At 61.4% G+C, this 25,788-nt stretch carries 23 protein-coding genes; 15 read left to right on the forward strand and 8 right to left on the reverse strand.

Annotation, left to right across the window (positions count from 1 at the left end; translation table 11 throughout):
- Positions 1 to 128 precede the first annotated feature (128 nt).
- The 13 genes from DZG07_RS11020 to DZG07_RS11080 all read left to right on the forward strand — a co-directional run bounded on the left by DZG07_RS11020 (position 129) and on the right by DZG07_RS11080 (position 16,447).
- Complete coding sequence (locus DZG07_RS11020) at positions 129 to 2,645, forward strand: mechanosensitive ion channel family protein (protein WP_245429619.1); 2,517 nt, start codon at positions 129 to 131, stop codon at positions 2,643 to 2,645.
- A gap of 134 nt (positions 2,646 to 2,779) precedes the next feature.
- A complete protein-coding gene (locus tag DZG07_RS11025; RefSeq protein ID WP_119821625.1) occupies positions 2,780 to 3,043 on the forward strand; it encodes a hypothetical protein in 264 nt (87 codons plus the stop codon).
- 208 nt (positions 3,044 to 3,251) lie between these two features.
- The gene (locus DZG07_RS11030) at positions 3,252 to 4,691 is read left to right on the forward strand and encodes a UbiA family prenyltransferase (RefSeq protein WP_091915006.1); all 1,440 of its coding nucleotides are present in this window, start codon (positions 3,252 to 3,254) and stop codon (positions 4,689 to 4,691) included.
- On the forward strand, positions 4,688 to 6,040 hold the full coding sequence (locus DZG07_RS11035; protein ID WP_119816940.1) for an FAD-binding oxidoreductase: 1,353 nt from the start codon (positions 4,688 to 4,690) through the stop codon (positions 6,038 to 6,040). The genes DZG07_RS11030 and DZG07_RS11035 overlap by 4 nt, the downstream gene beginning before the upstream one ends.
- Before the next feature lie 117 nt (positions 6,041 to 6,157).
- A complete protein-coding gene (locus tag DZG07_RS11040; RefSeq protein ID WP_091915010.1) occupies positions 6,158 to 6,586 on the forward strand; it encodes a transporter in 429 nt (142 codons plus the stop codon).
- On the forward strand, positions 6,583 to 7,590 hold the full coding sequence (locus tag DZG07_RS11045) for an NAD(P)-dependent oxidoreductase (protein ID WP_091915013.1): 1,008 nt from the start codon (positions 6,583 to 6,585) through the stop codon (positions 7,588 to 7,590). The genes DZG07_RS11040 and DZG07_RS11045 overlap by 4 nt, the downstream gene beginning before the upstream one ends.
- Before the next feature lie 9 nt (positions 7,591 to 7,599).
- Positions 7,600 to 9,072: an aspartate aminotransferase family protein gene (locus tag DZG07_RS11050; RefSeq protein ID WP_119816943.1), complete on the forward strand. Its 1,473-nt coding sequence runs from the start codon at positions 7,600 to 7,602 to the stop codon at positions 9,070 to 9,072.
- Between the two features lie 23 nt (positions 9,073 to 9,095).
- Complete coding sequence (locus DZG07_RS11055) at positions 9,096 to 10,286, forward strand: hypothetical protein (RefSeq protein ID WP_133304739.1); 1,191 nt, start codon at positions 9,096 to 9,098, stop codon at positions 10,284 to 10,286.
- The gene (locus tag DZG07_RS11060) at positions 10,283 to 11,059 is read left to right on the forward strand and encodes an FkbM family methyltransferase (RefSeq protein ID WP_244537898.1); all 777 of its coding nucleotides are present in this window, start codon (positions 10,283 to 10,285) and stop codon (positions 11,057 to 11,059) included. The genes DZG07_RS11055 and DZG07_RS11060 overlap by 4 nt, the downstream gene beginning before the upstream one ends.
- A gap of 307 nt (positions 11,060 to 11,366) precedes the next feature.
- Positions 11,367 to 13,928: an FAD-dependent oxidoreductase gene (locus DZG07_RS11065; protein ID WP_119816948.1), complete on the forward strand. Its 2,562-nt coding sequence runs from the start codon at positions 11,367 to 11,369 to the stop codon at positions 13,926 to 13,928.
- Positions 13,929 to 14,173: 245 nt separating this feature from the next.
- Positions 14,174 to 15,016, forward strand: coding sequence for a DUF1194 domain-containing protein (locus DZG07_RS11070; protein WP_119816951.1), 843 nt, complete (start codon positions 14,174 to 14,176; stop codon positions 15,014 to 15,016).
- 125 nt (positions 15,017 to 15,141) lie between these two features.
- Complete coding sequence (locus tag DZG07_RS11075; protein WP_119816954.1) at positions 15,142 to 15,990, forward strand: DUF1194 domain-containing protein; 849 nt, start codon at positions 15,142 to 15,144, stop codon at positions 15,988 to 15,990.
- Positions 15,991 to 16,111: 121 nt separating this feature from the next.
- Positions 16,112 to 16,447 (forward strand): beta/gamma crystallin domain-containing protein, encoded by a 336-nt coding sequence (locus DZG07_RS11080; RefSeq protein WP_091915020.1) that lies wholly within the window; start codon positions 16,112 to 16,114, stop codon positions 16,445 to 16,447.
- A 15-nt stretch (positions 16,448 to 16,462) separates the two neighbouring features.
- On the opposite strand, the gene DZG07_RS11085 is transcribed toward DZG07_RS11080, so the two are convergent.
- The 3 genes from DZG07_RS11085 to DZG07_RS11090 form a co-directional block, all read right to left on the reverse strand.
- A complete protein-coding gene (locus DZG07_RS11085) occupies positions 16,463 to 17,401 on the reverse strand; it encodes a GlxA family transcriptional regulator (RefSeq protein ID WP_348272907.1) in 939 nt (312 codons plus the stop codon).
- A 307-nt stretch (positions 17,402 to 17,708) separates the two neighbouring features.
- Positions 17,709 to 17,852 carry a hypothetical protein gene (locus DZG07_RS23845; RefSeq protein WP_091915021.1) on the reverse strand — a complete coding sequence of 48 codons (144 nt, stop codon included), beginning with the start codon at positions 17,850 to 17,852 and terminating at the stop codon, positions 17,709 to 17,711.
- 349 nt (positions 17,853 to 18,201) lie between these two features.
- Entirely contained in the window at positions 18,202 to 18,387 is a 186-nt protein-coding gene (locus DZG07_RS11090) for a hypothetical protein (RefSeq protein ID WP_119816957.1), read from the reverse strand.
- 182 nt (positions 18,388 to 18,569) lie between these two features.
- Here DZG07_RS11090 and DZG07_RS11095 point away from each other — a divergent pair, with 182 nt between their 5' ends.
- On the forward strand, positions 18,570 to 19,469 hold the full coding sequence (locus tag DZG07_RS11095) for a LysR substrate-binding domain-containing protein (RefSeq protein ID WP_091915023.1): 900 nt from the start codon (positions 18,570 to 18,572) through the stop codon (positions 19,467 to 19,469).
- A gap of 148 nt (positions 19,470 to 19,617) precedes the next feature.
- Here the strand turns inward: DZG07_RS11095 and DZG07_RS11100 are convergent, their stop codons facing one another.
- Positions 19,618 to 21,696, reverse strand: a complete 2,079-nt coding sequence (locus DZG07_RS11100; protein ID WP_119816960.1) for an ASKHA domain-containing protein — start codon at positions 21,694 to 21,696, stop codon at positions 19,618 to 19,620.
- 225 nt (positions 21,697 to 21,921) lie between these two features.
- Between DZG07_RS11100 and DZG07_RS11105 the strand changes: the two genes are divergently transcribed.
- Positions 21,922 to 22,230 carry a GIY-YIG nuclease family protein gene (locus DZG07_RS11105; protein WP_119816962.1) on the forward strand — a complete coding sequence of 103 codons (309 nt, stop codon included), beginning with the start codon at positions 21,922 to 21,924 and terminating at the stop codon, positions 22,228 to 22,230.
- Positions 22,231 to 22,640: 410 nt separating this feature from the next.
- Here DZG07_RS11105 and DZG07_RS11110 read toward each other — a convergent pair whose 3' ends face one another.
- The 4 genes from DZG07_RS11110 to DZG07_RS11125 form a co-directional block, all read right to left on the reverse strand.
- Positions 22,641 to 23,615: a methyltetrahydrofolate cobalamin methyltransferase gene (locus DZG07_RS11110; protein WP_091915026.1), complete on the reverse strand. Its 975-nt coding sequence runs from the start codon at positions 23,613 to 23,615 to the stop codon at positions 22,641 to 22,643.
- A gap of 63 nt (positions 23,616 to 23,678) precedes the next feature.
- Positions 23,679 to 24,779 carry a methylenetetrahydrofolate reductase gene (locus DZG07_RS11115; protein ID WP_119816965.1) on the reverse strand — a complete coding sequence of 367 codons (1,101 nt, stop codon included), beginning with the start codon at positions 24,777 to 24,779 and terminating at the stop codon, positions 23,679 to 23,681.
- Positions 24,776 to 25,369 (reverse strand): methylenetetrahydrofolate reductase C-terminal domain-containing protein, encoded by a 594-nt coding sequence (locus DZG07_RS11120; RefSeq protein WP_091915030.1) that lies wholly within the window; start codon positions 25,367 to 25,369, stop codon positions 24,776 to 24,778. Before DZG07_RS11120 ends, DZG07_RS11115 begins: the two co-directional genes overlap by 4 nt.
- Complete coding sequence (locus tag DZG07_RS11125) at positions 25,362 to 25,667, reverse strand: virulence factor (protein ID WP_119816968.1); 306 nt, start codon at positions 25,665 to 25,667, stop codon at positions 25,362 to 25,364. Before DZG07_RS11125 ends, DZG07_RS11120 begins: the two co-directional genes overlap by 8 nt.
- Positions 25,668 to 25,788 lie beyond the last annotated feature (121 nt).

Consider the following 25,788-nt stretch of genomic DNA (forward strand, 5'->3'; position numbering starts at 1 on the left):
CCGCAAGGCCAATATTGCGCCACGGCCTTTCGTATGGCCGACTTTGGCCTGCCGGATCAAGGCGGCTTGCCCCGTTGGCGCGCCATCTTTATCACTGGGCGACTTTTCACAACCGGTTCTGGAAGCTAGTGAGTCGCCCGATCAATCTCTTTTCCGCTCTCTTGCGGCGCTTTGCCGTCCTGACCCTGCTGGCTGTTCTGGCAGCTGCCGGGCCAGTGGCAGCAATCGCGCAGCCTTCGGACACGGTTGCCGATGCTGCCCAGCCCGCAAACGGGATCGTTGCCGATCAGCGGCAGAAGATCGAGGCTATAACCGCTCAAGTCGATGCCATAGAAAAGAAAATCGATGCGAGCGCGGAAGATGATGTCGGCCTCGTCGAAATCCGGAGCGAACTGGAGCCGGTCGACAAGGCTCTGCTCGAAAGTGGCGTGGCTTTTCGCCCGCGCCTTACCGAAATCAATTCCCGCATCGAGCAACTTGGCGCGCCGCCGGCCGAGGGCCAGCCGCCCGAACCGGAAATGGTTTCCAACGAACGCCGCGCTTTGGCAAATGAGAAGGCTGAAATAAACGTCCTGCTCGGCAAGGCGGAAGACCTGTCGGTTCGTGTCAACGGGCTGGGCAACAAAATCCAGACCATGCGCCGCGACCTGTTCGCCAACATGCTGACCAAGCGCTACCAGCTCAGCCAGGCATTCAGCGGGGAGGTCGGCCAGGAGATCCAGACGGAATTCTCGACCTTCAACAGGTCGATTTCGTCCTGGCTGCGCTTCGCCTTCCAGTTCAAATTTCAGGCTATGCTCGGCGCGACCTTCTTTGCGCTGCTGGCTGCCGCCGCCTTGCAATTCATCGGAAAACGCCTCGTCAAAAGGGTGATCGACCGCGATCCGACGATCGAGGACCCGTCCTACCTTGCGAGGCTCACGGTCGCGTTCTGGTCGACGCTGCTGCCGAGCGTTGCGCTCTCCGTGTTCCTGAGCGCGACGATAGGGCTGTTCAACTATTTCAATGTCCTGCGCGGCGATATCGGCAGTTATCTCAACGGCCTTGTCGGCGTTATCTTCCTCGCCTTCTTCGTCTACCGCCTGAGCCATGCCGCCCTGTCGCCGGATATGCCCAACTGGCGGCTTATCCCGATCGAATCCCGGCCTGCCCGCGTGCTGGTCTGGCTGATGACGGCTATGGCACTGGTTGTCGGCCTCGACTATTTCATGGGACTTATCAGCGAAACGCTAAGCTCGCCGCTTTCCGTCACCATCCTGAAAAGCCTTATCGCGGCCGTGATCGTCGGCGTGCTTCTGGTTCTCATCGGCAGTGTCAGGCCGTTCATCGATGCACAAGGGTCGCGGCGCCGCTGGCCGGCGACCTTGCGTTTCCTGCTCTATTTTCTCGGCTTCGCCACGGTGGTTGCGGCGCTGCTCGGCTATATCAGCTTCGCACAGTTCATCTCGCAGCAGATCGTCGTCACCGGGGCGATGCTGGCGACGGCCTATATCGGTTTCCTGGCCGCGCGTGCAGTGTCGGACGAAGGCAGCTTTGGCAACACCTTCATCGGCAGGCGCCTGAAGGCTCGCTTCGAGACGGAAGACACCACGCTCGACCAGCTCGGCCTTGCGGCGAGTGTGTGCATCAACATCCTGATCGTCGTCGTCTTCCTGCCGCTGGTTCTGTTCCAGTGGGGTTTCCAGCCGGGCGACATCGCGAACTGGCTCAACAAGCTGGCGACCGGCTTCAAGATCGGCACCTTCTCCTTCTCGCCATTTGCCATCGTCACCGGCCTGATCGTCTTTGCGATCGGCTATTTCATCACCCGCTGGTTCCAGAGCTGGCTCGACGATTCCGTCATGGCGCGCGGCAAGGTCGACACCGGCGTGCGCAACTCCATCCGCACAGTGGTCGGCTATGCCGGTCTGGCGCTTGCAGCATTGATCGGCATCTCTGCTGCCGGCATCAATCTCTCCAACTTTGCCCTTGTCGCCGGCGGTCTCTCCCTCGGCATCGGTTTCGGTTTGCAGAACATCGTGCAGAATTTCGTCTCGGGGCTGATCCTGCTGGCCGAGCGTCCATTCAAGGCCGGCGACTGGATTGTCGCGGGCGCGACTTCCGGCACGGTCAAGAAGATCAGCGTGCGCGCCACCGAGATCGAGACGTTCCAGCGCCAGACCGTCATTCTTCCCAATTCGGAGCTGATCAACGGCGCGGTCGGTAACTGGACGCATCGCAACAAGCTCGGGCGCATCGAGATCAAGGTCGGCGTGGCCTATGGTTTCGATGCCAAGCGCGCCCACGAGATCCTGCTCGAGATCACGCGCAACCACCCGCTCGTGCTCAAGAATCCCGAGCCTTTCGTGCTGTTTGCCAATTTCGGCGCTGCCGCACTCGAGTTTGAGGTCCGTGCCTTCCTCGCCGATATCAACAATGGCAGCATTGTCCAGAATGATATCCGTTTCGCCATCCTCGACGCCTTCGGGAAGGAAGGCATTCCCATTCCGTCCACGGCGCGCTTCATCGAGCCTCCGCCGGAGGAAAACTGGCCGATCGACGACGACAAGCTGGAGGCCGAGCACTACGAAAAGGAACAGGTCAAGGCCAAGGCGGCGGTCGAACGGGCGACCAAACGCAGGCCCAAGCGACCTGATCCGGACTGACACGGTCGCGCGACCAATTGTGGCATGAACGTGTCATTCAGTTGCTGTTCAGGTTGGAATTCCTATAAGGTTGCTGCAAGGGGCAGGTGCGCCTTGCAAATGGCAACAGGGGCGGTGGAAACACCGACAATGCAATGATGAAATCTCTTCTTGCGGCCACGGTGCTTCTTGGGTTGGGCAGCGCTGCCTTTGGCGCGAGTGCCGTCAACAAGGATGCCGAGCCCCGCACGCTGATCGTGACGGAAGGCGGTAGCAAGTCCGAATTGTCGCTTGCCGGCGGCGAGACCGTGGAGTTCTGCCCGAGCGGCTGCTTCGTTACCATGCCCAATGGCGACCGTGAGGCCCTGACCGGCAGTGAGACCATCGAAATCTCGGGCGGAACGGCCCGTATCAAGTAATTGCCCGTAAAGGGCGGAGGCGAAAGGCCGGGCGATCTGCCCGGCCTTTTATCGTCCCAGGTAGCGCAATCTTAACGATGACAGGCGAAATCGCTCGCCTTTGGCGGCCTTCAACCTGCCCGTTTAACCTTCCGTAGCGCTATGGTAGTTATACCCCGCCCAAAACGCCTACAAATGGCGTAATGCGGAAACGGGCGGGCTACGCAAAATGGATGCGCGATCGGACAACAATGCGATACCGCTTGCAGTCGACCTCGACGGCACGCTGATCGCCGGAGATCTGCTCTGGGAGGGGCTGTTTCTCCTCATCCGCAAGAACCCTCTCTATCTCTTCTGCATTCCGTTCTGGCTGTCCAAGGGACCGGCTGGCCTCAAGCAGGCGATAGCGGCGCGTGTCGATATCGATCCTGCTTCGCTTGCTTATCGTGATGTGCTCGTTTCACGTCTGCGCGAGGAACGCGCCAACGGCCGCAAGATCGTCCTTGCCACCGGCACACCGCGCAAATTCGCCGACGCAATCGCAGCCCATCTCGGCTTGTTCGACGCGGTGCTCGCGACCGACGGCTTGGAAAACCTGACCTCAGGCCGCAAGCGCGCGGCACTTGTAGCGGCCTATGGCGATGCGGGCTTCGACTATGTCGGCAACAGCCGGCACGACCTCAAGGTTTTCGATGCATCGCGCGAGGCGATCGTGGTGGCGCCCGACCGGCACGCGGCGCGCTGGCAGGCAGCGCATGGCTGCGAGATCGTCGAGACGCCGAAGCCGACGCTGAAAACCATCCTGAAGATGCTGCGCGTGCATCAGTGGCTGAAGAATTCTCTGATAGCCGTGCCGATGGTGCTGTCGCATGAGTATTTCAACGAGGATATGCTGCTTGCCTGCGTGCTCGCCTTCATCTCATTCAGCGCGGCGGCATCGGCGATTTACATCGTCAATGATTTCTTCGATCTGGCGCTGGATCGGCGTCATCCGACCAAGCGCAACCGGCCTTTCGCCAGCGGCATCCTGTCGATCCCGTTCGGTCTTGCCTCGGCTGCTATCCTGCTCGCGATCAGCGTTGTTGCGGCCCTTTTCCTGCCGATCGAGTTCGCCGGCGTGCTGGCGCTTTATCTGGTTGCCACGACGGCCTATTCGCTGGCCGTCAAGCGCATGCTGCTGATCGACGTCCTCTTGCTCGCGGGCCTCTACACCGTGCGCATCCTGGCGGGTGCTGCTGCCACCGGCGTCGACGTCTCGTTCTGGCTGCTTGCCTTCTCGATCTTCTTCTTCCTGTCGCTGGCGCTGGTGAAGCGTTACGTGGAACTGCGTTCCTCGGTGCTTTCGCCGGGCGAGCGTATCGCCGGTCGCGGCTACCGCACCGAAGATCAGGAAATAATCGCGCAGGCCGGCATGGCGTCCGCTTTCTCGGCAGCACTCGTCCTTGCGCTCTATATCGACAGCGCGGCGGTGCGTGAGCTCTATCCGCATCCCTGGATGGTATGGCCGCTGGCGCCGACAGTGCTCTATCTGACGATGCGCGTCTGGATCCTGGCGCGCCGCGACGAGATGCACGACGATCCCGTCGTCTTCATCATCCGCGACTGGCGCAGCCAGGTCGTAGCGGTTACCGGCGCGGCACTCCTCCTGCTGGCGGGGTGGATCGGATGACGGCCGCCTATAACAGTTTCGGCCGGACGACTGCGCCGGCGCGGTGGGCGATGCCTGCTGCCGAAGGCATCGCGCTGCTCAAGAGCGGTGCAGCCAACCCGGGGGCTCTCCTTGCCTACGGCAATGGCCGTTCCTATGGCGATAGCTGCCAGAACGAGGCCGGAAGCCTCGTCGACATGCGCTCAATGAAGCGCATCCTCTCCTTCAATGCCGAGACGGGCGTTGTCGAAGCGGAAGCGGGCGCGCTGCTTTCGGACATTATCGCCTATGCTGCGCCGCATGGCTTCTTCCCGGCCGTTGTTCCGGGCACGCAGTTCGTGACGCTCGGCGGTGCGATTGCCAACGACGTCCATGGCAAGAACCATCACCGGCGCGGCACTTTCGGCTGTCACGTCGAGTCCTTCGATCTGCTGCGCTCGGATGGCAAGACATATAGCTGCTCCGAAACCAGCAATGCGCGCCTGTTCTGGGCGACTATCGGCGGCATGGGCCTGACCGGCATCATCCTGTCAGCCTCCATCCGGCTGATGCGCGTGCCTTCGATTGACATTTCGGAACAGGTCACGCCCTTCGCCAATCTTGGCGAGTATTTCGATCTCGCCGAAGAGGCCGACGCGGCCAACGAATATGCGGTTGCCTGGATCGACCAGCTTGCTAGCGGCAAGGGAAGCGGGCGCGGGCTGCTGATGACCGGCAATCACGCCAGGCACGGCGCGCGGGTTTCGGCTCCAGCAAGTTCCCGGCTGTCCGTGCCGTTCCAGCCGCCTCTCAACATGCTCAACCGGCCGTTCCTGAAAGCCTTCAACGCTGCCTATCGCTGGCGCAAGGGCAGCAACACGGCCGAGCATCACGTGCCTTACCAAGGGTTTTTCTTTCCGCTGGACGGCGTGCGCGACTGGAACCGCCTCTACGGGCCGCGCGGGCTGTTCCAGCATCAGAGCGTGGTGCCGGAGGCCGTCGCACGCGAAGCGATACCGGCAATGCTTGCCGCCGCGCGGCAGGCCGGGCAGGGATCGTTCCTCACCGTGCTCAAGCGCTTCGGATCGATCCGCTCGCCCGGCATCCTGTCGTTCCCGCGGCCGGGCTATACGCTGACGCTGGATTTCCCGAACCGCGGCCGGTCGACGCTGTCGCTGTTGCAGCGGCTCGACGAGATCACCATAGACGCAGGCGGCGCGGTCAATCCTTACAAGGATGCCCGCATGGGCGCCGATATTTTCGGGGCGTCATTCCCCGAATGGCAGCGGCTGGAAGTGCTGCGCGATCCGGCATTCACGTCCAGCTTCTGGGAGCGCACCGCGCGGCGGCTCCATGCCCGTCAAAGCGGGCATGTCGAAGCTGCTGAATAATTAAATTGTGAGCAAATCATAGTAAACGTTTCATTATTATCGAACTTTTCAAATCACTCTTCTGTTTCATGAAATGTTTTCAGTTTTGTTTTATAGAGCGTGACGGGTGGGTAGGACATGAAATACATCGCATTCATACTTTTCACGGTCATGACCAATGCGGCGGCGCAGTTGATGCTGAAGCACGGCATGATGACGCTTGGGCCGATCACCTTTGCCGGGGTCAATCCCATCCTGAAGATACTTCAGATCGTGTTCAGCCCATGGGTATTCGCCGGGCTCGCCACGTTCGTCATCTCCATGGCCTCGCATCTCTACGTGCTGTCGAAGGTAGAGCTTTCCTTCGCCTATCCTTTCCTCAGCCTGGCCTATGTCGCGGTCGCGGTATTCGCCTATTTTGTCTTCCGTGAAGACCTCAATGCGTGGCGTATCGCCGGCATCGGCTTCATCTGTGTCGGCACCATACTGATTGCCCAGGGCGGCAGCGGACACGAAGAAGCGGGCGATCTTTCGAAACCTGTTCAGACAAGCGAGCTTGCACAATGAGACACGTCATTTTCGGAGGCGACGGCTTCGTCGGGCGCCATCTTGCGCCAAAGCTTCTGGCCGACGGACAGGAAGTGATCGTCGCCGACATCGTCAAAAGCGACCTGCCGCACTACCGCAACGTCGGCTTCGTCCAGTGCGACGTGACCGAGCCGGCCTCGGTGGACGCTGTCGGCATCAAGGCCGACGACATGGTCTACAACCTGTCCGCCAAGATGCTGTCGCCGATCCAGGTGCGGGCCAAGCGGCACGACTTCTTCTTTCCGGTGAATTTTCACGGCACCGAGCACATCATGCAGGCGATGGACAGGGCGGGTGCGTCCAATCTCGTCCATTTCACCACCGACATGATCTACGGACACACCGTCACCTATCCAATGACCGAGGAACACCCGGTCGCGCCGCTCGGCGAATATGGCTGGTCGAAGCTTAAGACCGAAGACCTGGCCGTCGAATGGCGCAAGCGCGGCATGGCGATCTCGCTGTTCCGCCCGCGCCTCATCATCGGGCCTGGTCGTCTCGGCATCCTCGAAAAGCTGTTCAAGCTGATCGACTGGAACCTCCCGGTGCCGATGATCGGCTCGGGCAAGAACCCTTATCAGTTCATCTCGGTGTTCGACTGCGCCGAAGCTGCGCGCGCTGCCTGGAAGGCCGGCGTGCCGAACGAGGCCTATAATCTCGGCTCGCTCAACCCGCCGCCGGTGCGCAAGCTTCTGGGCGATCTGGTCAAGCATGCCGGTTCGAAGTCGATCCTGATCCCGACGCCGGGCTGGGCGGTCAAGCGTACGCTTGATCTGCTCGACATGATGAACATGCCGATCATGGACCCGGAGCAGTATCTGATCGCCGACGAGGAATGCGTTCTCGACGTTTCCAAGGGCGAACGGCAACTCGGTTGGGTGCCGCAGTATCGCGACGAGGACATGCTGATCGCCGCCTACAAGGAATACCGCGCCAAGAAAGACGGTCATGCAGTGGCCGCGAAACACGTTCCGGCCGAATAGGGGATATCGATGACCGTCATGACCAAGCCGAACACCACAGATGCCCGTGCCGTCTTAGCTGCGCCAAGCCTTTCGCCGGTGACGATCGCCAAGCCCGATCTCATCAGCGTCGAACAGGCCAAGGCGATGGACGTCGCCCGCATGACCGACCTGTTCAAGGCGCATCTCAATCCCGGCCAGCTTCATTTCATGAAGCTGCTCGGCTTCCACAAGATCAAGATCGAGAGCGCCGAAGGCATGTATTACGTCGACCAGAATGGTCGTCGCATCCTCGATTTCTTCGGCGGTTTCGGCTCGCTGGCGCTGGGTCACAATCACCCGCGCATCATCGAGGCGCGCAAGAAATTCCAGGACGAGAAGCGCCAGGAAATCGCCATCGCCTTCATGTCGCAATATGCGGCAGCCCTTGCGCACAATCTGGCGCAGATCTCTCCCGGCGACCTCGACATGGTCTTCCTTGGCTCCTCCGGTTCGGAGGCGATGGAAGCGGCAATCAAGATCGCAGAACGCGCCGCCGGCCCGAAGCGGTCCAAGGTCGTCTATGCCGAAAATTCCTTCCATGGAAAGACCAAGGGCGTTCTGGCCATCACCGACGGCCAGCTCTATCGCGGTGAGTTCAAGCTGGTCGACAACACCGTGCGCGTGCCCTTCGGCGACATCGACGCGATCGAGCGGGCGTTCAAGTCCGATCCCGAAATCGGCGTCATCATCCTTGAAACCATTCAGGGCGGCGGCGGCATCGTGCAGGCGCCCGCCGAATTCTGGCAGAAGCTGCGCGCGCTCTGCGACAAGCATGGCGTGATCTGGGTTGCCGATGAGGTTCAGTGCGGTGTTGGCCGCTCCGGCCGCTTCTATGCCTTCGAGCATTACGGCGTCGTGCCGGATGTGACGGCGGTGGCCAAGTCGCTCGGCGGCGGCAAGTCGGCCATGGCGGCGATGATCGCCAAGCGCGATATCTACATGAAGGCCTATGGCACGCCGAAGACGGCGATGATCCATGCCGCCGCCACCTTCGGCGGTATCGGCGAGGCTTCCATCACGGCCATCGAGACGCTGAACGTGCTCTATGACGAAGGACTGATCGAGAATGCCGCCGTCACCGGTGACTATCTGCTCGAACGGCTCCAGGCGCTTCAGGCGAAATATCCGAAGATCATCAAGGACGTTCGCGGCAAGGGCTTCATGGTCGGCCTCGAGTTCCACGATTTCTCGCAGACGCTGCCGATGGTGCTGCGTCCGGTGGTCAGCGTGCTCGACGACAAGCTGAAGGGCTCGCTGTCGGGCTTCGTCGGCGCGCTGCTGCTGCGTGACTATGACGTGCTGGTGGCCTTTACCGAATACAACCGCAACGTCATCCGCTTGCTGCCGCCGCTGATCTGCCAGCGCGAGCATGTCGATAAGCTCGTGGATTCGATGGACGATCTCCTGTCGCGCGGCATCGTGTCGATCGTCAAGGATTTCGTGAAATCGCAGATGAAGTGACGGTATAAGGCAGGGGGCAGGGCATGGCACAGTCGCAAGGGACGGCCATAGGTTGGGCGATGGGAACGGGTGCCGCTGAGGCGCTCGGGCGGGCGGCGTCGAACCGGACGCTGCTCGACCGGATCGCTGCCGTCTTCTTCCTCGCCATCTTCCTGTTCGTCGCGGCCTACACCTGGGTGCGGCCGGACTACAACTGGGACATGGTCGCCTACATCGCCAGCGCGCTTGAGAACCGGACGGAGACGCCGGAGCAGCTTCACGCCGAGACCTGGAAGGCTGTCAGCGAAGGCGCGCGCGAGGCGCAGCTCTACAATCTGCAATACGGCAATCCTTATAACCGCCATCAGTGGGAAAACCCGGCGGATTTCGAGTCGCAACTATCGATGTTCCGGGTGAAGCTCGGCTACATCGAAGCGTTGCGCGTGCTGGAGCCCATCACCGGCATCACAAGGGCGGCGATCCTGCTCTCCGTGCTTCCAGCACTTGGCTTCGCGTTGATCTGTCTGTTCTGGCTTGGTCGCGAAAACGCGCTGCAAGGGGCGATCATATTGGCGCCGGCGCTGATCGTCGCCGATGTGTTCCATATGACGACTGCGGTGACGCCGGACATGCTGCTTGCCCTGGTGTCCATGGGGGCGCTCTATCTGCTGGCCAGGAAACACGACATCGCCGCCTGCCTGCTGCTGTTCCTGTCGGTATTCGTGCGGCCGGACAACATCATCCTCATTTTCGCGCTGCTTCTGACTGCCATCGCCTTCGGCTGGCGGCTCTTGCCGATTGCGCTCACTTTTGTGGCGTCCTTCGCAGCCTGCCTGCTGATCTCGAAACTCGGCGGCCATCCCGGCTGGTGGGCGCATTTCTATTTCTCCTGCGTCGAGATCCAGAACTCGATGACAAACTTCCACCCTGACTTTTCGCTGGTCGCCTTCATCAAGGGGTATGCGCGGGGTGCGGCGGTCGCGCTGCTCGACAATGACTGGCCGCCGCTTTTCCTCGCGATCCTGGCCGGCTGGGCGCTGCTGTGGCGCGCGGGCCGAGCCGGCACTGGCCGCGAGAATGCACTGATGTTCGCACTGGCCATCGGCACGCTCGGCAAGTTCGCCAGCTTCCCGCTGCCTGACGACCGTTTCTACTTCGTTTTCCTCGCGGGCATGGCGATGCTGCTCGTCGTCATGTGGAAGCCGCGTTTCGATATCGCACCTGGAAAGGCATGATCATGGACGGAGCCGAAGCCTCGGTCTTCATGGAATTCGTTCGCGTCGTTTTGGCGCTCGGCGTTCCGGTCGGCATCCTCAATCGCGGCGCCCCGCTCAGGGGCACGCGGTTTCTCGCATGGGCAGCACTCAATGCCCGTTTCGGGCGCGGACGCCCCTTCCAGATGGTCAATGTCGGTGCCTGCGACGGCGCATTGTTCGACGACGTGACGCCGTGGCTGCACCGCATTCCGAATGCGCGTGCCGTGCTGGTCGAACCGATCCCCTACAACCAGCAGCGCCTGCGCAAGAACTATCCTGATACCGAACGTTTCAGGATCGAGCCGCTGGCGATCACCACAAAACCCGGCTCGATCACCGTGAAGACTTTTGACGCGGCAGCCCTCGAAGCCGGCACGCTGCCGATCGAGTTCATCGGCTGCTCTTCCATCACCGACACCAACCTGATGTCAGGCAAGAATGCCTGGGGCGAGGCGGATATCGATTTCAAGAAATTCGCGCCTTACCTCAGGGATATCGAAGTTCCCTCCGACACGCTGCAATCCGTGCTCGACCGCAACAAGGTCGAACATATCGACGCCTTCCTGGTCGATTGCGAGGGTGCCGACTGGATCGTCTTCGACCAGCTCGACCTCGAGCGCTACCGCCCGGGCATGATCAAGGTCGAGATCGGCGCGCTGCCGGCGACTGAGATCGGCAATGTCGTCGTCAAGCTGAAGACCGCCGGCTATCACGTCGGCATCTACGCCGAGGACATCTGGGCGTTTTCTTGAATTCCTTCGCGGGTAGTCGGCGGTTTATTTGGTGCGTCCTTCGAGGCTCGCTTTGCGAGCACCTCAGGATGAGGGCAGTAGGAGCCATTCTTCGCCCAAGTCCTGATAGACTGGGCGTTTCAGAACTGGGCGTGAAGTACCAACCTCCCTCATCCTGAGGTGCTCGCAAAGCGAGCCTCGAAGGACGCACTGAAAACTTAAGCTTCGGCCCGTCGCTCGGCTTTTTTGGAATGTCGCAAACAGGCTGCAATCGCGCTGCCCGCTCGCCCTATAGTCTGCCCGCATTACCACTTTGGAGTCGCGGGCAATGGCAGGGTTTCCGGCAAAGGCGAAGGTCGTCATCATCGGGTTGGGCGGGATCGTCGGCGCTTCGATCGCCCATCACCTGATCGAGCGCGGATGGGACGATATCGTCGGCATTGACAAGTCCGGCATCCCGACCGACATCGGCTCGACGGCGCATGCCTCCGACTTCTGCTACACGATCAGCCACGACTATCTTTCGGTGTGGACCACACAGTATTCCATCGATTTCTACGAGAAGATGGGCCACTACGCCCGCATCGGTGGCTTGGAAGTCGCGCGTACCGGCGACGATACCTGGATGGAAGAGATCAAGCGCAAGCTTTCCTCCGCCAAGGCGTTTGGCACCCGTGCGCACTACGTTTCTCCGGCTGAAATCAAGAAGATGTTCCCGCTGATTGAGGAAGATCAGGTCATGGGCGGCATGTTCGATCCCGATGCCGGCCTCGTCGTCCCACGCTCGCAGACGGTTGCCGGCAAGCTGGTCGATGCCGCCGAAAAATCCGGCAAGCTCAAGGTCTTCGGCAACACGCCGGCGACCTCGCTCCTCGTCGAGAATGGCCGCATCAAGGGCGTCGTCACGCATCGCGGCACTATTCATGCCGATCATGTCATCGTCTGCGCCGGCATCTGGGGCCGCCTGATCGCCGAGATGGTCGGTGAGGACCTGCCGGTGATGCCGGTCGACCATCCGCTGACCTTCTTCGGCCCCTATAACGAGTTCGAAGGGACGGGCAAGGAGATCGGCTACCCGCTGCTGCGCGACCAGGGCAACTCCGCCTATATGCGCGACACCGGCGATCCGAAGACCACCGAAGGCGGCCAGATCGAGTGGGGTTATTACGAGACCACCAATCCGCGCCTCTGCCATCCGCGCGACATTCTCGAGAAGCACCAGGCGCGCCTGTCGCCTTCGCAGCGCGACCTCGACATGGAACAGATCATGGAGCCGCTCGAAAAGGCCATGGAACTGACGCCGATCCTGGGCGAACTCGGATACAATGAAAGCCACTCCTTCAACGGCTTGCTTCAGGTGTCGGCTGCGGGCGGCCCCTCCTGCGGCGAGAGCCAGAAGGTGCGCGGCCTGTGGTATTGCGTCGCCATCTGGGTGAAGGACGGTCCCGGCTACGGCAAGCTCATCGCCGACTGGATGACGGACGGCCGCACCGAGATCGACCACAACAGCATCGACTATGCGCGCTTCTATCCGCACCAGCTCGAAGAGAAATTCATCGAGGGCCGAACCTACGAGGCTGCCCAGAAGATTTACTTCCCGGCCGTGCACACCCGCGAACCTTATGCCACCGGCCGCAACGTCAAGCGCTCGCCCTTCTATGACCGCGAAGTCGAGCTTGGCGGCTACTTCATGGAACTCGGCGGCTGGGAGCGTGCGCATGGCTACAAGGCCAACGAGCACCTTCTGGAAAAATACGGCAACCGCGTGCCGGTGCGCGAGAACGAATGGGACAATCGCCACTTCTGGCGCGTCTCCAATGCCGAGCATCTGGCGATGAGCGAGGATTGCGGCGTCGTCAATCTCTCGCACTTCCACATGGTGGATATCGAAGGGCCGGATCATGTCGAGCTTCTCGAATGGCTCTGCGCCGCCAAGATCGGTGGCGACGGCAATATCGGCAAGGGCGTCTACACCCACTTCCTCGACGACGAGGGCATGGTGCGCGCCGACTTCACCGTCTTCCGCCTGGCCGACCGCTGCCGCCTCGTGAACGGCGCCGATGCCGGCCCGCGCGACTTCCATTACATGAAGCGCGTTGCCGAAGATCGTGGCCTCGACGTCACCATCACCGACGTCTCGGAAAAATTCATCACCGTCGGCATATGGGGACCGAATGCCCGCGATACGCTGAAAAAGGTGGTCGCCGACCCAGCCGGCCTCGACATCGAAAACTTCGCCTTCGCCGCGATCAAGCAGATCGAAATCGCCGGCAAGCCGGTCACCGCCTTCCGCATCTCCTATGTCGGCGAGCAGGGCTGGGAACTGCACATGAAGTACGAGGACGGCCTTGCCGTCTGGGATGCGTTGCGCGCGACGGGCGTCATGGCCTTCGGTGTCGAGACCTACGCGAACTCGCGCCGCATGGAAAAGAGCCTGCGCTTGCAGAACGGCGATCTCCTGACGCAGTACAACCTCATCGAGGCCGATCTTGCCCGTCCGAAGGTCAAGGAAGCGGATTTCCGCGGCAAGGCGAAGCATCTGGAATACAAGGCGCGCGAGCACCAGCCCGCCATGCTCTGCACACTCGTCATGACGGAGAACACTGACAGCAAGGGCGTGAAGCGCTATCCCGTCGGCACGATGCCGGTCATCGACGCGGACACCGGCGCTGTGCTGATCGATGAACTCGGCCGCCGCTCCTACACGACTTCCGTCGCCTACGGCCCGACCCTCGGCAAGAACATCGCGCTTGCCTACCTTCCCTGGGCCTACTGCCAGGAAGGCCGCAAACTGAGCGTCGAGTATTTTGGTGAGACCTATCCGGTGGAAGTGGCTGCCGTTGGCTACAAGCCGCTGTATGACCCGGAGAACCTCAAGCCGCGAAGCTAGAGGTTTTTGCGGCGATGGGACTTGGTCGGTAAGGTCTGCGCTGCCCCTCACCCTTACCCTCTCCCCGTGAAGGACGGGGAGAGGGGAGCGTCGACGTTGCGGCCAGCCTTCCTCTCCCCGTCCCTATACGGGGAGAGGATGCCGGCAGGCAGGTGAGGGGCAGCGCTGGCTCTCATCATTAAGACGAAGATTCCTCGCGCATCCACCGTCTTCTCAACCGTTGGTTTTCATGTACCTTGCAGGACATGTCTCGTTTGCCCCGCATCAGGCATGTCCTAGCAGCCAGCGCAGCACTTGCGCTGACGTTTCTTTGCGCCCCGCAGAGTTTTGCCGACGAACAGGTCGATATCGAGCTGGTGCTTGCCGTCGATGTATCCCTGTCGATGTCGCCCGACGAGATGGAAATCCAGCGGCGCGGCTATGCGACGGCGCTGACGGATCCGCGTGTTCTGGAGGCGATTACCGACGGTGCGCATGGCAAAATAGCGCTCACTTATTTCGAGTGGGCCGGCAGCACCTCGCAGCATGTTATCGTGCCCTGGACGGTGATCGCAGGCCGTGAGGATGCCGAACGGGTTGCGCAACGCATTTCAGCCGAGCCGCCGCGCCAGTCGCGGCGAACCTCGATCTCGGGCGCGCTGCATTTCGCCGCCGATCTGTTTGCGGAAAGCGGCTTCAAGAGCTTCAAGCGGGTCATCGATATTTCCGGTGATGGGCCGAACAATGAAGGGCGGCCGGTCGATGCGGCGCGGGATGCCGTCGTTCAGCAGAAGATCGCCATCAACGGACTGCCGGTGATGGCGGCAGGCACTGAGCTGCTGCCCTATGAAGTTGCGGACCTCGATACCTATTACAGCGAGTGCGTGATTGGCGGGCCGGGCTCATTCGTCATGCCGGTCAATGGCTGGGAGCAGTTTCCGGAGGCTATCCGCCGCAAGCTTCTCATCGAACTTGCCAATACGCCGCCTTCGCACAACGAAAAGCGGCCGCCTGTGATACTGGCGCAGGGCAAGCCACCTTACGACTGCATGATCGGCGAAAAACTGTGGCAGGGCGATCGTGGGCGGCAACGGATGTACGATCCATGAGCAGCCGGCGCCGGAGCGACATGGCGCCTGGCAAAATTCCAGCAATCGCGAAAATGTGAACGGAAAAGGCCCGGCAAAAAACCGGGCTTTCTTTTCAACCGCAGATTTTCGCGTACCTTCGATTCATGTCTCGCTTGCTTCGCATCAGACATGTTCTTGCAGGCGGCGCAGCCCTTGCGCTGACACTTCTCTTCGCGCCACAGGGTTTTGCTGCCGAGCAGGTCGATATCGAGCTTGTACTGGCCGTTGACGTGTCGCTGTCTATGTCGCCGGACGAGCTTGAAATCCAGCGTCACGGCTATGCCGCAGCCCTTACCCACAACGATGTGTTGCAGGCGATTGCCGATGGCGTTCATGGCAAGATCGCGGTGACTTTCTTCGAATGGGCAGGCGCGTCCACCCAGCATGTCATCGTGCCGTGGACTGTCATCGCAACGCGAGAAGATGCCGAGCGTGTCGCAGCACAGCTTTCGGCCAGTCCGCCAAACAGCGCGCGGCGCACCTCGATCTCGGGCGCGCTGGAATTCGGAGGCGACCTTTTCGCGGAGAGCGGCTTCACCAGCATGAAGCGCGTGATCGACGTTTCCGGCGATGGACCCAACAACCAGGGTGCGCCCGTGCAGGGCATTCGCGATGCGCTGGTGCGGCAGGGCATCACCATCAACGGCCTGCCGTTGATGACCAATGGCGGGCTCGCCAGTGCCTATGATGTCGCCGAGCTCGACAAATACTACAAGGACTGCGTCATCGGCGGGCCGGGAGCCTTCATGATCCCGGTCAATGACTGGGAACAGTTCCCGGAAGCGATCCGCCGCAAGCTGGTGCTGGAACTGGCCGGCCCGTGGTCGCAGCCATGGCGTGCAGAGGCGGAGCAGGGGCTTCCGGTCGTTCTGGCGCAGGCCACAGCACCTTACGACTGCATGGTCGGCGAAAAGCTGTGGCGCGACCGCTCCTGGATGTGGGAGAGCCGCTGAGTTTTCCCTTCTCCCCTTGGGGGAGAAGGTGGCCGACTTCCCCGGATTTGCCGCCAAAGTTTGGCCACGAGGATCGCATCTCTAAGTTTTGGGGACACAGCCTGAGAGGGAAATGAGAATCATGAAACGTGTAGCCATTGCGGCATTTGCGTCTGTGCTGATGGTCGGCAGCGCCGCTGCCCAATATGATGAAGATGCCGCATGCGTGATGTATGAGCACAACAATTATCGGGGGCGTGCCCTGCCGATGCAGTCGGGGCAGGCGGTCAGTTTTCGCAACGGCCAGTTCTGGAACGACCGGGTTACCTCGATCCGCGTCGCGCGCGGCTGCACGCTGATGGCTTATCAACATTCCCGCATGAGGGGCAACGAGCGGGAATTCAATCGCGACGATCACAATATCGGTAACTGGAGTGACGGGATATCGTCGGCCGAGTGCTACTGCGACTCCTGGTGAAGGCTCTGCCCGACCTCAGGCAGCCAGTAGCTGCTTGCGGTCGACACGCTCCTGCTGCGGCGAGCGCGCATAAAGCTCACGGTAGCATTTGGAAAAATGCGACGCCGAGACGAAGCCGCAGGCGACGGCCACTTCCACCACCGGCATCGATGACTGGATCAGCAGGTGGCGCGCGCGGTCGAGCCTGATCTCAAGATAATAGCGCGCCGGCGAGCGGCCCATCTCGGTGCGGAAAAGACGCTCGATCTGGCGGCGCGACAGGCCGACATGATCGGCAATCTCGATCAGCGACAGCGGTTCGGCGAGATTGGCCTCCATCAGTTCGATAATGGTCAGAACCTTGGAATTCTGGACGCCGAGACGCGCCCGCAGCGGCAGTCGCTGGCGGTCCGTCGGGCTGCGCACGCGGTCGGTCAGCACCTGCTCGCAGACGCGGTTGACGAGATTGTCGTCGAAATCGTCGCCGATCAGCTTCAGCATCATGTCGAGTGCTGCAGTGCCACCGGCGCAGGTGTAGATGTTCTGGTCGACCTCGAAGAGGTCGGCGAAGACATTGGCCTTGGGGAAGGCTTCCGAGAAGCCGGGCAGGTTTTCCCAGTGGATTGCGCAGCGTTTGTTGGACAGCAGGCCGGCTGCCGCCAGCACATGCGCGCCGGTGCAGAGGCCGCCGATGGCGACGCCGCGATTATATTCCTCGCGCAGCCAGGCGAAGGCCGACTTGTTCTGGTATTTTTCGACATTGATGCCGCTGCAGACTACCACCATGGAGGGGCGGTCAGGGCCGGCCATCTTCTTGCGCTCTTCTTCCAGCGAGGTGTTGACCGCGCACTGCACGCCATTCGACGCGCTGACGGGCTTTCCGTCGATGCTGGCAAGCCGCCACTTATAGGCCTCGTAGCCGAGCATGCGGTTGGCCGAGCGGAGCGGATCGAGCGCTGTCGCGAAGGCGATCATCGTGAAATCAGGCACGAGGAAAAAGACAAGCGATCGTTTGATCGGATGTTTTACGGCGTTCAAGGAACCCTCACGCAGACCGAAGATGGCGCGAACCTGATGTCGCGAACAGCAAAGCGTCATCAGGAAAAACCATTGCTGTCAATGGGGTAGAGGGCCTGCCGAAAACTAAATTTGCGACATGGGCCTATTTGCATCACCTAAGGTCATGCCGGCTTGTTCCAAAGAAAAAGCCGCGCGGGCTGTTTGGCCTGCGCGGCTGCTGGAAGTCAGGCCCTGCAACCAGGGCCTTAAGTATGGTTTTTAATTAGCGGATCAGGAAGCCGAGGCGGGCGGCGGCAACAGCGCCGGACTGGCCAGGCATCGTCCTGTCGAGACGCTGGCGCTCAAGCGCAGTCGTCAGGTTCATTTCGCGGCGGCTGCCCTTCAGGAAACGGGAAAAAAACTTCATGACACTTCTCCATGCGTAGTGGTTACACGGGGTGCCTTCGCTTGATGGAGTGGGGCAGCTCGTTTGATGCCGCTCATATAGATGGTCTGTTGCGGAAGTTAAGTGGAGAAAACGAACTACTTGATGCGAAAAGCGACATCATCTGCGGTGTTTTTGTGCGCCGCATGCTGATAAAATAAGCAATTACAAGTATTTAACGATGAAATTAACCGGCTATGCGACTGCTTCATATGCGTCATGCGTGCCGCGCATGGCTGCCATGTCTACTTTGTGGCAAGGTCGAGGCAAAGAAAAAGCCTGCCGGTCTTCTGTAAGAGGGTCCGGCAGGCCATGATTTGGCTATGCACAATTACTTGCTCCCGGCCCATGCGCCAAGTGACGAGCGAGTAACGTCGCGCCGCGTGTAGCTATCCGGCCAGCCGATATCCTTCTGGATTTCGAAAGGAAGCGAACGAACCTGGCGTTCTGTCAGAAAGCGGTTGCGGGTGGCAGAGTATTCGGCGGCAAAGCGGCCGATCGTCGACAAAATAGACATTTTATTCTCCTCTCGGTTGCCCCACGGAAAAGATATCGCTGTGGGCTTTCGCATCTTGAGGTCGATCCTGGTGTCCATGCCCGTCGGCCTCTCTTCACGGTCTTGACTATCCTCCTGTTCTGAGGTTCAATCAAACGAAATGGAATGATGCTTCAGATCAGAAAAATTGAAGGGTTAGAGCGATGACAGCCCCACTCAATCATCCGCTGCCGGTGCTTGATCTTGATGTGTTGCGGACATTCGTGGCGATTGCCGAGACCGGCAGTTTCACCACCGCCGCCAACGCCGTCTTCCGCACGCCGTCGGCCGTTTCGATGCAGATCAAGAAGCTGGAGGATATTCTCGGGCGCTCGGTGTTCTCGCGCGATGCGCGCTCTGTGACGCTGACCAATGATGGCGAGGTCCTGCTGGGTTATGCGCGGCGGCTTTTGTCGATCAACCGCGAGGCGGTGTCGAAGTTCATCATTCCCGATATCGTCGGTGTCGTGCGCCTCGGTTCACCGGACGATTACGGCGAACGCATCCTGCCGCATGTGCTGAAGCGCTTCGCCCAGTCGCACCCATCCATCGCAGTCGACGTCACCATCGACCAGAGCAAGCATTTGTGGCGGCGCATGGACGATCGTACGCTCGACATCACCCTCATCACCAATTCCTACAAGACCAGCATGGCAGGCGCCGAAACGCTTCTGACCGAGCCGATCGTCTGGGCCGGCGCCAAGGGCGGCTGTGCGCATCTGCGCGAGCCGCTGCCGGTGTCGCTGTGGGAAGAGGGCTGCGCCTGGCGGGCAGGTGCGGTTGAAGCACTCGGCCGGGAAGGGCGAAACTATCGCGTCGCCTATATGAGCGCGCACACCGCCGGCCAGCGCGCCGCGATCCTGGCCGATCTTGCCGTTGCGCCGCTGCCGCGCTCCTTCATCGGCGGCGATCTGATGGAGCTTGGTTCCAAGGATGGCATGCCCGACATCGGCACCTACAGCCTGGCGATGGTCGTAGCACCCGACGCTAGCGCGCCGGTGCGCGCCGTGGCCGATCACATCCGCGCGGCGTTCGAGCTATTCCGCGAAACCGGCAAGTTCTGAGAGACCGCTCGCTAACTCTACCCTGCCGGTCATCTGACGCAGTTTTCTGCGCTTCCGGTGCTCACGTACTAAATGTACGCTCCGCTCCGGTTCTCGAAAACCACGCCATATGCCTCGGCAGGGCGAGTTATCAAACAGTCTCTAACAGCTAGTCCCGGTTTCGCCGCGCCGCACGTTCCTCGCGTGAACGCCGGCGCGGGGTTGCGTCACCGGCAACGCCATCCTCGCTCACCGTCTTGCGTGGCGGCAGTTTGACGGCGGCCGACAGTTTCGGGAACGGGTCGACCTTGTTGGGCAGCGCCATCGCATCGATGAAAAGCTGCTGGAAATTCGGCTCCAGCGCCGTTTCGATCTTCTCGATCAGACCGACTTCCTTTTCGATCTCGCGGCGGTGATTGCGGTTGAGCAGCGCCATCAACGCGCCGGTGCCGGCTGCGTTGCCGACGGCCTTCACTTCGTCGAGATCGCAATCGGGGATCAGGCCGAGCACCATCGCGTATTTCGGATCGATAAAGGAGCCGAACGCGCCGGCGAAGCGGATCGTATCGACCGTTTCCACGCCCTGCTTTTCCATCAGCAGCTTCACGCCGGCATAGAGGGCAGCCTTGGCAAGCTGGATGGCACGGACGTCGTTCTGCGTGACGGTGATGCGCGGTTCGCCCTGTCGTCCTTCCCGCAGCAGATAGGAGAAGGTGCGGCCATTCTGGATGATGCGCGGGGAGGTCGCGGCGAGCGAGCCGTCTACCACGCCGTCTTCCGAGATAATGCCCGCCAGGTACATTTCGGCGACGACCTCGATGATCGCCGAGCCGCAGATGCCCGTCACGCCGGTTGCCCAGGAGGCTTCCTCGAAGCCTTCTTCGTCGGACCATTGTTCGACGCCGATGACACGGTATTTCGGCTCCAGCGTCAGCGGGTCTATGCGCACGCGCTCGATTGCGCCAGGTGCGGCGCGCTGGCCAGATGAAATCTCGGCGCCTTCGAAAGCCGGACCCGTCGGTGACGAGGCGGCGACTACGCGCTGACGGTTGCCGAGGATGATCTCGGCATTGGTGCCGACATCGACCAGCAGCATCATCTTATCCTGACGATACGGGCCTTCCGACAATGTCGCGCCGGCAGCATCCGCGCCGACATGGCCGGCGATGCAAGGCAGCGTGTAGAGCCGCGCGCCGCGATTGACGTCGATGTCGATCTCATGCGCCCAGAATTGCAGCGCGCCCGACACGGCAAGCGCGAACGGCGCCTGGCCGAGTTCGGTCGGGTCGATGCCGAGGAACAGGTGATGCATGATCGGGTTGGCGACGAAGACGCAGTCGAAGATGTCGTGACGGTCGACACCGCCTTCCTCGCAGACCTTGCCGATCAGCGTGTTGACAGCCTCGCGCACGGCCTTGGTCATCGCCTCGCGCCCGTCGGGGTTCATCATCACATAGGAGACGCGGCTCATCAGGTCTTCGCCGAAGCGGATCTGCGGGTTCGACGTGCCGGAGGACGCGACGATGCGGCCGGACAGCAGCGACACCAGATGCATGGCGATCGTCGTCGAACCGATGTCGCAGGCAATGCCATAGGCCTCGTTCTTCAGGCCGGGGAAAAGCCCGATGATGAAGGGCCGCGACGAATCCATGTCGCGGTGGATGGCAGCGGTGACGCCCCAGTTGCCCTTGCGCAAGATGCCCTGAACCTGCGGGATCAAATGAGGGGCGATCAGCAGATCCTTCCAGCCCCAATCCTTTTCAAGCATCACCTTCAGCCGGTCGAGGTCGCCCAGCGGCTTGTGCATGTCAGGCTCGTCGACCTCGACATAGCACATCTGGACTGCCGCATTGCGCTCGATGACGCGGTCGCTGGCCGCCTTGCGCACCACCTGCGCATTGATGACGGTGTCCTGCGGTACGTCGATGACGAGATCGCCCTGGACGGTGGCCGAGCAGGAGAGACGGCGGCCTTCGGGCAGGCCGCGCACCTTTTCATAGCGCTGTTCCTTGGCGCCCTTGGGCGAGATGTGGTCGTTGGACGAGACGATCTTGTGCTTGGCGAAATTGCCTTCCTGCACCTCGATCTGGCAGCGCCCGCACGTCGCCCGCCCGCCGCACACGCTCTCGACATAGACGCCGAGCGTGCGCGCGGCATCAAGGATCGGCGTGCCGACCGGAAACCGCCCGCGCTTGCCCGAAGGCATGAACAGCACGAGCGGATCGGTGATATTGGCGGGAGAGTTCATTTATCGTGCGTCCTTCGAGGCTCGCCCGTCTGAAGCAGAGCGAATCCTTGATGCCTTGTTGAGGGCTCGCACCTCAGGATGAGGGAGGTTGAAGCCATATTTCGCCCAGTTTCCGTTACGCCGGGGTTTCAGAACTTGACGTGAAGCACACAAACCTCCCTCATCCTGAGGTGCTCGCGAAGCGAGCCTCGAAGGACGCACCCTTGGTTTTGCGAAGCGAAAATCATGCCGTTCGAAATGACCGTCTACATACTGCGCTGTGCCGACAACTCCTACTACGTCGGGTCGACCAAGCAGGAAATCGAAGCCAGAGTTTGGGAGCACAACAACCTGCCTATCGACGGTTATACGGCGCGCAGAAGACCTGTAACTTTGGTGTTTACCGAGACCTATGACCGGATCACTGACGCAATCGCGCGCGAGCGGCAGCTGAAAGGTTGGTCGCGCAAAAAAAAGGAAGCGGTGATCGCCCTTGCATACGAAGCGCTGCCCGAGCTTTCCCGGCGAGGACATTTGATTTCGAAGGCGGAATAGGTGCGTCCTTCGAGGCTCGCCCATCGAATGTCGGGCAAATCGCTGGCCGTCCGTACGGGCTCGCACCTCAGGATGAGGGCGGTGGGTGCACGTCACACCAAATTCTGAAAGGCAAGCACAACAAGAATGGGTAGGGACAGGGCGCTGTCCTCTCTCATCCTGAGGTGCGAGCCCCCGATCACGCACAAGACATTGGCGCGAAATCGGATGGGCGAGCCTCGAAGGACGCACCAACGTCATTACTGTGCTCTTCGAAGCGTGGTTCTCACGCAAGCCGCTGTAAGCATGGCATTTCAATTCTTGGGAGGAATGGCAAAAACCTCCCTCATCCTGAGGTGCGAGCCCTCGACCACGCACAAGACATTGGCGCGAAATCGGATGGGCGAGCCTCGAAGGACGCACAACAACCATCACCCCCGCGCCATCCGCGCTTCACGACCACCACGCCGGCGGCCGCCATTGGCGGCGCCTTCGCCGGGTGCGTTGACGGCTGTCGGAGCCGCAATCGCTTGGCCGCCCTCGGCTGGCTTGTAGTCCTTGTAGGTCTTGATCCAGTTGGTGCAGTTGGCGTCGGTGCCGTTGAGCACGTTGGCGGCGCGCACGGCTTCCATTTCCTGCGGCCGCACCGGGTTCATGATGGCGCTAGTCATGCCGGCGCCGATGACCATCGGGATGAAGCCGGCATTGATGCCGTGGCGGTGCGGCAGGCCGAAGGAGATGTTGGAGAGGCCGCAGGTGGTGTTGACCTTGAGCTCCTCGCGCAGGCGGCGCAGCAGGGCAAAAACCTGGCGGCCGGCATCGCCCAGCGCGCCAATCGGCATGACCAGCGGGTCGACCACCACGTCATGCGCCGGAATGCCGAAATCAGCGCAGCGCTCGACGATCTTCTTGGCAACGGCGAAACGCACGTCGGGGTCCATGGAGATGCCCGTCTCGTCGTTGGAGATGGCGACGACCGGAACGTTGTATTTCTTGATCAGCGGCAGGATCGCTTCGAGCTTTTCTTCCTCGCCGGTCACGGAATTGACCAGCGGCCGGCCCTTGGCGACCTTCAGAGCCGCCTCGATTGCAGCCGACACCGAGCTGTCGATGGAAAGCGGCAGGTCGACCAGGCCCTGCACGATCTCCAGCGTCTGAACCAGAAGCGCCGGTTCCGTGGCGTTCGGGTCAACGGCGGTGACGCCGGCATTGACGTCGAGCATGGTGGCGCCGCAGGCGGCCTGTTCGAGCGCGTCCTTGATGACGGTCTCGAAATTGCCGGCGATCATCTCGGCGGCCAGCTTCTTGCGGCCGGTCGGGTTGATGCGCTCGCCGATCACGCAGAAGGGCTGGTCGAAGCCGATGATGATTTCTCGGGTCGCCGAGGCGACGATCGTGCGGGTCATGAACTTCTCCGTAAGGATATAAAGACTTCTTTATATCGTTTCTCGTTTCGATCAAGCAGGCGCTCAGTGGGCGGTCTTCACCATGTCGACCTGGGTTTCGGTCACGTTGTCATGCAGCAGATGGTCGAGCCGGTCGGCGACAAGCTGGTCGTCGCGGCGCACTTCGCGCTTCCACGGCTGGCGGCCCTTCAGCACGCCCGATTCATCGACGATCTCGGCGACATATTCCTCCTGGCGATAGGCCATCACATGGATGCCTGAAACGCCGGGGATTTCCTTCACCTCGTTGATGATATCGATGGCGAGCTGCTTGCCTTCCTTCTTCTGGTCCTGCGCGCCTTCCAGCCGTGCGATGATCGAATCCGGAATATGGATGCCCGGCACGTTGGAGCGGATCCACTTGGCGGTCTTGGCCGAGGCGAGCGGCCCGACGCCGCACAGGACGAAAACCTGGTCGGTCAGGCCGAGATCGCGGGCGCGCTCCATGAAGGTGCGGAACATCGGCACGTCGAAGCAATACTGCGTCTGCACGAACTGCGCGCCGGCGGCGATCTTCTTGCCCAGGTGGATAGGCCTGAAATCGAAGGGCGGGGCGAAGGGATTGACCGCAGCACCCAGGAAAAGCTGCGGCGGCGTGGTCAGTTTGCGGCCCGAGAGGAATTTGCCGTTGTCGCGCATGATGCGGATGGTTTCCAGCAGCGACATCGAGTCGAGGTCGAAGACGGGCTTGGCGCCCGGCTGGTCGCCGGCCTGCACGCCGTCGCCGGTGAGGCAGAGCATGTTTGCCACGCCCATGGCGGCACCGCCGAGCACGTCGCCCTGGATGGCGATGCGGTTCTTGTCGCGGCAGGCGATCTGCATGATCGGGGCATAGCCCATGCGCGTCAGCAGCGCGCAGATGCCGACCGACGACATGTGGCAGTTTGCGCCCGAAGCATCGACGGCGTTGATGGCGTCGACCCAGCCGTCGAAAATCTTGGCGCGGTTGTAGACGTCTTCCGGATCGGCACTGTCAGGCGGGTTGAGCTCGGTGGTCACCGCGAACTCGCCGCGGCGCAGCACGCGTTCCAGCCGGCCGCGCGAGGAATGGCCGGGCAGGCGGTCGAGTGGCAGGTCGATGCCGGCAGGGTTCTCGTCGATCTGTGGCGGGCGCGGCGGGTTCATGCCGAGGCTCCCTCCGTGGTCTTGGCCTGTTCCTTCGCCATGGCCGCCTGCGCCGTCACGCGCAGCCAGGCCGAGGTTTCGCGCAGCGACTGGTCGACCGGCTTCTGCACGTTCAGGATCGCGTCACCGGCAACCATGTTGCGCGAGCCTTCCCACGCCTTGACCCAGACGCAGGGCATGTCCGGCTCGACCTCGCAGTTGCCGTTGGCGCGCACGCCGCCGCAGGGGCCGTTGCGCAATTGCTTGGGGCAGTTCATCGGGCACGACATGCCGGTGGAGGACAGGATGCACTGGCCGCACATGCGGCAGTCGAACATGAAGCCTTTCGCCCGCTTCTCGATAAACTTCACCGGTGCTTCGACGCGGGCGTAGCCGATGCCCTTCCAGAGGGGATGGAGCAGCAGGAACGTGTCGGCGAAGCGGGCATAGAACCATTCGAGCAGGCGCGAATGGCGGATCGACCACAGCCTGATCGCATAGGAGCGCTGGACGCGCCGCTGCGGCGACACGTCGGCCGGCTTGTAGTCGCTTTTCGGCGCTGCCTTCTTGACCAAAGTGGCCTGGGTAACCGCCGGCTGGTTTTCAGACATTTTCTTCTGTCCCGCCTGCTTTCGCCAAAGCCACGAGCCGCTCGCGGGTATAGTCGCTGTCAATCGTGGCGACGGCCTTGTCCGCCTCTGCCTCGAGATCGTCGCTGACCGGCAGCGGCTCGGCCTTGCGCCACTCGGCGAGATAGGCGTCGGTCTCGGCCGCACCCGAACGCATCGCGGCCATGTCGATGGCCTCGGTGAAACGCAGCGGCAATTCGCGCTTGGCGTTGGTGCGACCCTTCTTGACGATGACCTGGGCGGGGATGTCGCGCCAGTAGACGATAATCAGATCGGCCATTGAAATCTCGCTTTCCTCTTGTCTTCAGCATTGCCGCAACCGTTGGGGTGCTGCTTGTTATGGGACGACGCGCGCGCATTCAAAAGCGACGCCGCACGGTGTCGCAAAGAAACAGAGCGAA

The sequence above is a fragment of the Mesorhizobium sp. DCY119 genome, from assembly GCF_003590645.1.
Classification (GTDB): Bacteria; Pseudomonadota; Alphaproteobacteria; order Rhizobiales; family Rhizobiaceae; genus Mesorhizobium_M.